The organism is Anatilimnocola floriformis, assembly GCF_024256385.1.
Classification (GTDB): domain Bacteria; phylum Planctomycetota; class Planctomycetia; order Pirellulales; family Pirellulaceae; genus Anatilimnocola; species Anatilimnocola floriformis.
Genome location: NZ_JAMLFW010000001.1, coordinates 6,131,706 through 6,137,926 on the forward strand (window position 1 = coordinate 6,131,706; position 6,221 = coordinate 6,137,926).

The window sequence follows — 6,221 nt, forward strand, 5'->3', positions numbered from 1 at the left end:
GTTAGCCGCAAATAAAGCAAGCGTTGTACCAGCGAGCTACTTCTTTTCACCCATCAACTGCGAAACTTTCTCTTCGGTCGATTCGGCCCAAATGCGGTAGCTCTTCTCGTTGAGATGGAGCAGGTCGGGCATGATTTCCTTGCTCAGCGAGCCGTCGTCGGTGAGGAACTTTTGACCGATGTCGAGGTAGAAAACCTGCTTGTCATCGGCGAGGCGAGCGATGAGAGCGTTGGCTCCTTCATTCACCTTTCGCTTGGTGTCTTCCTTGCTAGCGCCGCGCGGGAAGATGGCGAGAATGAGGATCTTCGTTTCGGGGAGTTTTTGCTTCAGCTTGTCGACGATGGCTTTGACCCCTTCGGCGATTTGTTCGCTGCTGTTGCTGCCGCTGTTGTTCGTGCCGATCATCAGCACGGCGGCCTTGGGCGTGATGCCATCGATATTGCCGTGATCGAGTCGCCACAGCACATGCTGCGTGCGGTCACCACCGATGCCGAGGTTCACGGCGTTTCGCTTGGTGTAGAACTCTTCCCACACCTTCTTGCCGGCGCCTTCCCAGCCTTGCGTGATCGAATCGCCGATCAGCAGCAAGTCGACGTTACCTTTCTTCACGCGCTCGTTGAAGCTGTCGTGCCGCTTCATCCAGCCGGCATCGCGCGGCGCGGGAACGACGGCATCGTTGGGCTTGATTTCGGGTTTGACGTCTGACTTGGTTTCTTGGGCGGCAACAAAGGGCGAAATGCAGGCGGCAACTAACAGAGCGAGCAACCAACTGCGGCGGGCGATACTCATGAGAGCGAACTCCGGTGAAAGAGAGAAAAGGCGAACAGCAGGAATGCCCACGATATCGCCTTCCGCGGCTCGTCTCAATCAGATTGCCTCCGCCGGTAGGTCGGGCACTTAAGTGCCTGACCTACACGCCACCACTGTTTAAGACTGCGCCGGCAGATTAACTGGTGCAGCCGGGGTGATGTTCTTCAGCGCATCTTGCGTCAACTGTTGAGCTAGTTCCTTCAGCGCTGCGTGGTCGCCGTTGTCGCCAGCGAAACTAGTGCGTTCGGCGAGCAAAGATTGCAGGATCATGCCCATCAAACCGGTGATCGCCGGTTGCGCTGTCGGCGACGAGCCGTTGCCGTTTTCACTCGGCGAGTGTTCGCCGTTTGACGAAGTGCTCGAAATGAACACCCGTTCCGGCACGAGCGGTTGCGAACTCTTGGCGAGCGCGGAACCGACGTGCGCGAGGACGAACAATCGCGGATCGTGGTAGCTGGCCACTTTCTGCGACAGGACGGCCGCTTCGGACAGGCCCATTTGCATGATCCGCTGCGCTTCGCCGCGGCCCTGCAAAATGGCTTGCTGACTGTCGGCATCGGCGAGGACGAGCGTCTGCTGAGCGGTCAATCGCGACTGCGTGAGCTGCGCCTCGGCCATCACTACCTGCTTGTCGGCTTGCTTACGTGCACGCTGCAAATCGGCTTCGCCTTCGCTCTCGGCGATCTGCGCTTTCACGCGAGCATTTGTCAAGCTGGTTTGCATATCGGCTTGGGCTTGCGCTTCGGCCAATTCGCGGCGCTTGTCCGAAGCTTCACGTTGACGTTCATAGGTTTCGAGTTGTTCGATCGACAGCTGACGCAACCGAAGTTGCTCAAGCAACGATTCAATCTTGCCACCTTTCTCCTCCGTATCGGGCTTGCCGATCAGCACGTCGACGCATTCAATGTCGAAATCGTGGAACCGCCGGCGCAACTCGGCCCGACCTTCAGCTTGAATGGCGTCGCGATCATGCAGCAGTTCGAGCATCGTCTTTTTGTGGGCGATGTCGCGGAAATACGCACTCAGCAGCGGATCGAGTGTTTGCGTGATCAGCTTCTTCACATCGCCGAATCGCTGAATGACGTTCGGGGCCCGTTGATAGTCGATGTGCACGACCACACTCAGCGGCAACCGCGGTTCATAGGCATCGCGCGTCACCAGGTCGATCGAACGGAGCGAATCGTCGTAACGATGCGTCTCGCTCCGGCCGGTGACCCAGTGCAGCACGAAGTTCGTCGTCGGCACGAGGATGATATTTCCCGCGTAGGTATTGAAGGCATATTTGCCCGGACCATAAGGCCGTTCCCACACGCCGCGTTCTCCTTCGGTCACCCGTTCGCCGTGGCGAAACGAATCACCCGAGAGATCGCTGCCGGCGCGACCGATGTAGCTCACCACCACACCGACGTAGCCGATGGGTACGACGGTTTTGGGAATCTGCTCGATCGTCGCAAACCAGCGGTTGATGAAGTACGTGCCGTCGGTCAGCGGCTGATATTGTCGGCCGCGGCGACCACCGGCGAGCAGGAACTGCTGCGGATCTTGAAAGTTGTTGTGGCAGTTCGAATCGTTCGTTTCATTGCCGACGGTCGGCGCGATGATCTCACCCGGCGCGAGCGACGGGCCATCGTGCACCGTAACGATGCCGATGCTGTCGACAACGTGTTGCTCTTCCGGATGCAACGGACTCGGCGCACGCATCGGCTGACCGATGACCACCGGCGTGAAGCCGTAGATCTGCACGAGCTCGCTCTGCCATTGCGTGATGTTCTGCATTTCCCACGTGCTCAGCAACCGCTCGAGCGTGTAGACCGCATCTTCGGTGATAACAATGAACAGCGCGGGGTTAATCGCGTAGACACCTTCACGAATGATCGCGAGTTGCCGGCCACGCTGACCGCTGTGTTGCTGCGAACGCATTTTGCCGGCGCGCGGGGCATCAGCAATTTGCGGCGCGAGAAACGCCGTGGCGTCTTGAAAGTGATTGCATTCCACGACGCGGCCCAGCGTTTGACTCGGCGGCAAGGCTTCGCCGTCGCGAGCATAGACGTACCCGATTTTGCCTTGCGGCACGATCACGAGCGGGCACACGTGCACGCGATATTGCCACCGCCACAGACCCCAGTGAATACCACCGCGGAGCAAGTTGGCTTGAAAACCGGCTTCGCCCGCGAGCGCGATAATGCCACCCTCGGGAACCGAGCCGCTGGCCGACCAGAGCTTTTCGACGACACCCACACAGTTGTTGGGAATGAACCGCAGCGTCAGCCAGGCCGCGAGCAACAGCGCCACAAAACCGACGGCAGCAGCCGTCAACAAGAAAAACGCGAACATAACGCGATCTCCGCATGGCGGCGCATTCCGCGCGCAGCGAGGCGCGCAAACAGGAATGATCAAGCCGCCATCACCGGGTATTCCCGGCCTATCTCGGGCAGCAGTCCAAGCGGTGGACGAGCGTTGCCCTTTCAAATTGTGGACGGCAGTCACATGCCGCCGTCCGCCTGCGAGGTTAGCTGTCGGGCTAGGGCTTGAAAGTACCCCGGTTACTGTGGATGAATCCGATGATTCATCGCGGCTCGCTTCGTGCCGCTGCAACCTGCGCCCCAAGTCGCACAGGTGCGACAAAGGTGGTTCCCCCGCTCTCGCACTTTTCACTGTGCAAGATTCGGCTTCTGCTGAATCATTATATCGTCATCCTGGCGGTCGTCCGCAAGATAGACCGCGCGGATTGGGTCGCAAGTGTTTGATGCTGCGTGAGTTAGTTGCTTGCAGCAGCTGCCGGTTTGCAGGTGCTCGCTAAGCCGGATTTGCGTCATCCAGCGGTGCGGCGGTGTGGCCGGTGCGATCCGATTCGAGATAGCTCTGCAACAGAATTTGGGCGGCGAGCATATCGCGGCGAAGCTTGCGTTGTTTGCTGCTGAAGCCCGCTTCGGCGAGCAGCTCGTTGGCTTGCGACGTGGTGAAGCGTTCGTCGAAGAGAACAATCGGCACGGTGACGAGCTTGTGCAGCCAAGCGACAAAGCGGCGGACCTCGGCGGACTTTTGACTCTCGCTGCCGCTGGTGTGCAGTGGCAAGCCGACTACCAAACCGACGAGCCGTTCTTGCTGGACGGTTTGCTGCAGCCAGGCTCCGTCTTTTTGTTCGCTGCGGCGGGTGTAGTTTTCGAGCGGGCTGGAAAACTTCTGGTCCGGGTCGGTCACGGCGAGGCCGATTCGCACGCTGCCGTAATCGATGGCGGCAATGCGGCCCGCGCGCGGGATGGAATCGGAAGTTGGTTCGCTGGTCACTTCGAAACGAGTTCAAAATCGAAATTTTGTCGGCCGCGGCTCACCTCGGCCGTCAGCTCCGACTTTCGATTGTACTTCAACGGCACTCGTTCTTTGATGCGGGGCTTGGCTTCGTTAAAGCTGGTGATTCGCACTCGATGTTTGCCGAGCTGCGCACCCGATTGCTCGGCAGTCCATTGCAGTTTGTACTTGCCCGCCTCGTCGGTCAGGCCATACGCGGGCGAACCTCCCTCAGGGCTGAACTCCACCGTCGCGCCGACCAGCGGTGCGCCGTCGAGCGTGACCTTGCCTGTGACATCGCCGAACTGCGAATTGCAGCCGAGGCATAACAAAACCAACAACAGCATCAGGCCATTTGCTTGCGTGATCATCATCAATAGCCAGCCACCGTCATGCCGTCGTTGCGCATTCCCAAACGTTGATAGGCGCCCATCTGGTTGAAATCCATCGTGCCTGCTGGGCTTTGCGGATCGGCGCCGTTGATGTCGTACTGAATGTTGTTCTGCAGAAAATGGACACTGCCGTCGCAGAAGAGAAACATCGCGCCGCCGGGATGCAAACTCCCAAAGCCCTCGGTGCATGAAGTCTCGCTGCAGAACGACGGCGGCTGGCGTGGATCGTTCACCTTCACGCTCACGCGGCCACGAATGTGATACGAACCCCACATGTCGGGCCCGGGCGGATTGCGCGAGCCGGCCCACACGCCAGCGCGGCAACGAAAGTCGCGCTCGCCGACTAAAAATGTCTGACTCAAGCCATCCGTGATATCGCGAAAGTTGTAAGCCTGGTTCGCGTGCAGCACGCCGGTGCGAAGAATCTCCAGGTTGTGTTCGTTCACGCCGCTCGGATCGAAGAAGCCTGAGTTTCCCATGTAGTTGTTCGTGGCCAACTCGAAATTGATATCGCAGCCGTCGCATTGAAAGTGCCGATGGCAGGCCAGGCCGCTCAGTCCTGCCGGCGACAATCCGGGAGTGATGTCGGACGGGCAGCGGAACATTTTCAGCTTGGTTTGCAGCAGCTTTTGATCGGTCGTGTCGCGCACCACATCCCACAGTCGCCGGCGAATCACTCCCAGCTTGTCGTGCAACGGTTGTTGCTCGGTAAACGACAACGCCAGCGCCGGCCAACCCCATTCGGCTTCGTTGCCGGTCTTCATGATCCAGCCGGACGGCAGCGAACGAAGCGTATCGTGATAGTTGTGCAGCGCCAGGCCGATCTGCTTGAGATGGTTCGTGCACTGGGCTCGCCGCGCTGCTTCGCGGGCGGCTTGCACGGCGGGGAGCAACAACGCCACGAGCACGCCGATGATGGCGATCACCACGAGCAATTCGACGAGGGTAAACCCGCGCTGAAACGGCTTCCGATGCATCGACGCCCCTCCCGCAACCGCCGTGAACAGGCAGCTGAAAACCAGGATCCCGGGCGTGCCGAAATGCGGAACCGCAAAGAAAAGGAAACGCACGCCCCAATGGCCCGGGGATCATAGCGCGCTCGGCCTCCCTTTGCAAACATTTTCGGGGGTGGGGCACGCGATGCGAGGTAGCCCCCCTTTCGTACTCCCGGAATATAACAGGTGATGCAAAAAGCAGTTTCTTCCACAAGCAATTGCTACAAAATGCTTTAAGACAAAAACCGGGTGCAATATCGCAGCCCAGATATCGCACTTTATTGCCACTATTTTGGGTGGTTCAGTGTGGGCTATTGGTGAGTGAAGATTCTTCGCATCGCTCACCATCCCGAGGCACTCGCCGAGCCGTTGAGGTCATTGGCCATGATTGGCGGCGACTGCATTTGATCGGCGCGACTCGTCGGCAGTCGCCTAGCCCTGCCGCAACTTTGCCGCACCCGGATTCCGTCTTCCAAACGCTTCGACGCTCGCCGATTACGGTTATTCCGCATATGCGTTTTGCACCCCTGCAGGTGAGGGGCAACAACCGGAATTACGCTGGCAATTTGGGAGATTCACGGTATCATCAGTGCTTGGTTTTTTCTCCCCAGCCGGACTAGCTTGCCGTTCGCCGCCCTCCCCGCGCGATGGCCAGCTCTCGACAGCCTGTCACTCGTCAGTTCCGTAAGACCCCCTCGCCCCCGATCTGCGCAGATTTTGCCTCTTCGTTTGGATG

At 59.1% G+C, this 6,221-nt stretch carries 5 protein-coding genes and 1 riboswitch; all 5 genes read right to left on the bottom strand.

The window, feature by feature from the left end; all coding sequences use genetic code 11:
- Nucleotides 1-36: 36 nt before the first annotated feature.
- A complete protein-coding gene (locus M9Q49_RS24420; RefSeq protein WP_254511679.1) occupies nt 37-789 on the bottom strand; it encodes a platelet-activating factor acetylhydrolase IB subunit in 753 nt (250 codons plus the stop codon).
- Between the two features lie 138 nt (nt 790-927).
- Complete coding sequence (locus M9Q49_RS24425) at nt 928-3,144, bottom strand: SPFH domain-containing protein (RefSeq protein ID WP_254511680.1); 2,217 nt, start codon at nt 3,142-3,144, stop codon at nt 928-930.
- 149 nt (nt 3,145-3,293) lie between these two features.
- Nucleotides 3,294-3,491, bottom strand: a riboswitch (cyclic di-AMP (ydaO/yuaA leader).
- A 115-nt stretch (nt 3,492-3,606) separates the two neighbouring features.
- Nucleotides 3,607-4,098 carry a Holliday junction resolvase RuvX gene (gene ruvX, locus M9Q49_RS24430; RefSeq protein ID WP_254511682.1) on the bottom strand — a complete coding sequence of 164 codons (492 nt, stop codon included), beginning with the start codon at nt 4,096-4,098 and terminating at the stop codon, nt 3,607-3,609.
- The gene (locus M9Q49_RS24435) at nt 4,095-4,469 is read right to left on the bottom strand and encodes a carboxypeptidase-like regulatory domain-containing protein (protein ID WP_254511684.1); all 375 of its coding nucleotides are present in this window, start codon (nt 4,467-4,469) and stop codon (nt 4,095-4,097) included. The genes ruvX and M9Q49_RS24435 overlap by 4 nt, the downstream gene beginning before the upstream one ends.
- A 2-nt stretch (nt 4,470-4,471) precedes the next feature.
- Nucleotides 4,472-5,467 (bottom strand): DUF1559 domain-containing protein, encoded by a 996-nt coding sequence (locus M9Q49_RS24440; RefSeq protein WP_254511686.1) that lies wholly within the window; start codon nt 5,465-5,467, stop codon nt 4,472-4,474.
- Nucleotides 5,468-6,221: the final 754 nt, after the last annotated feature.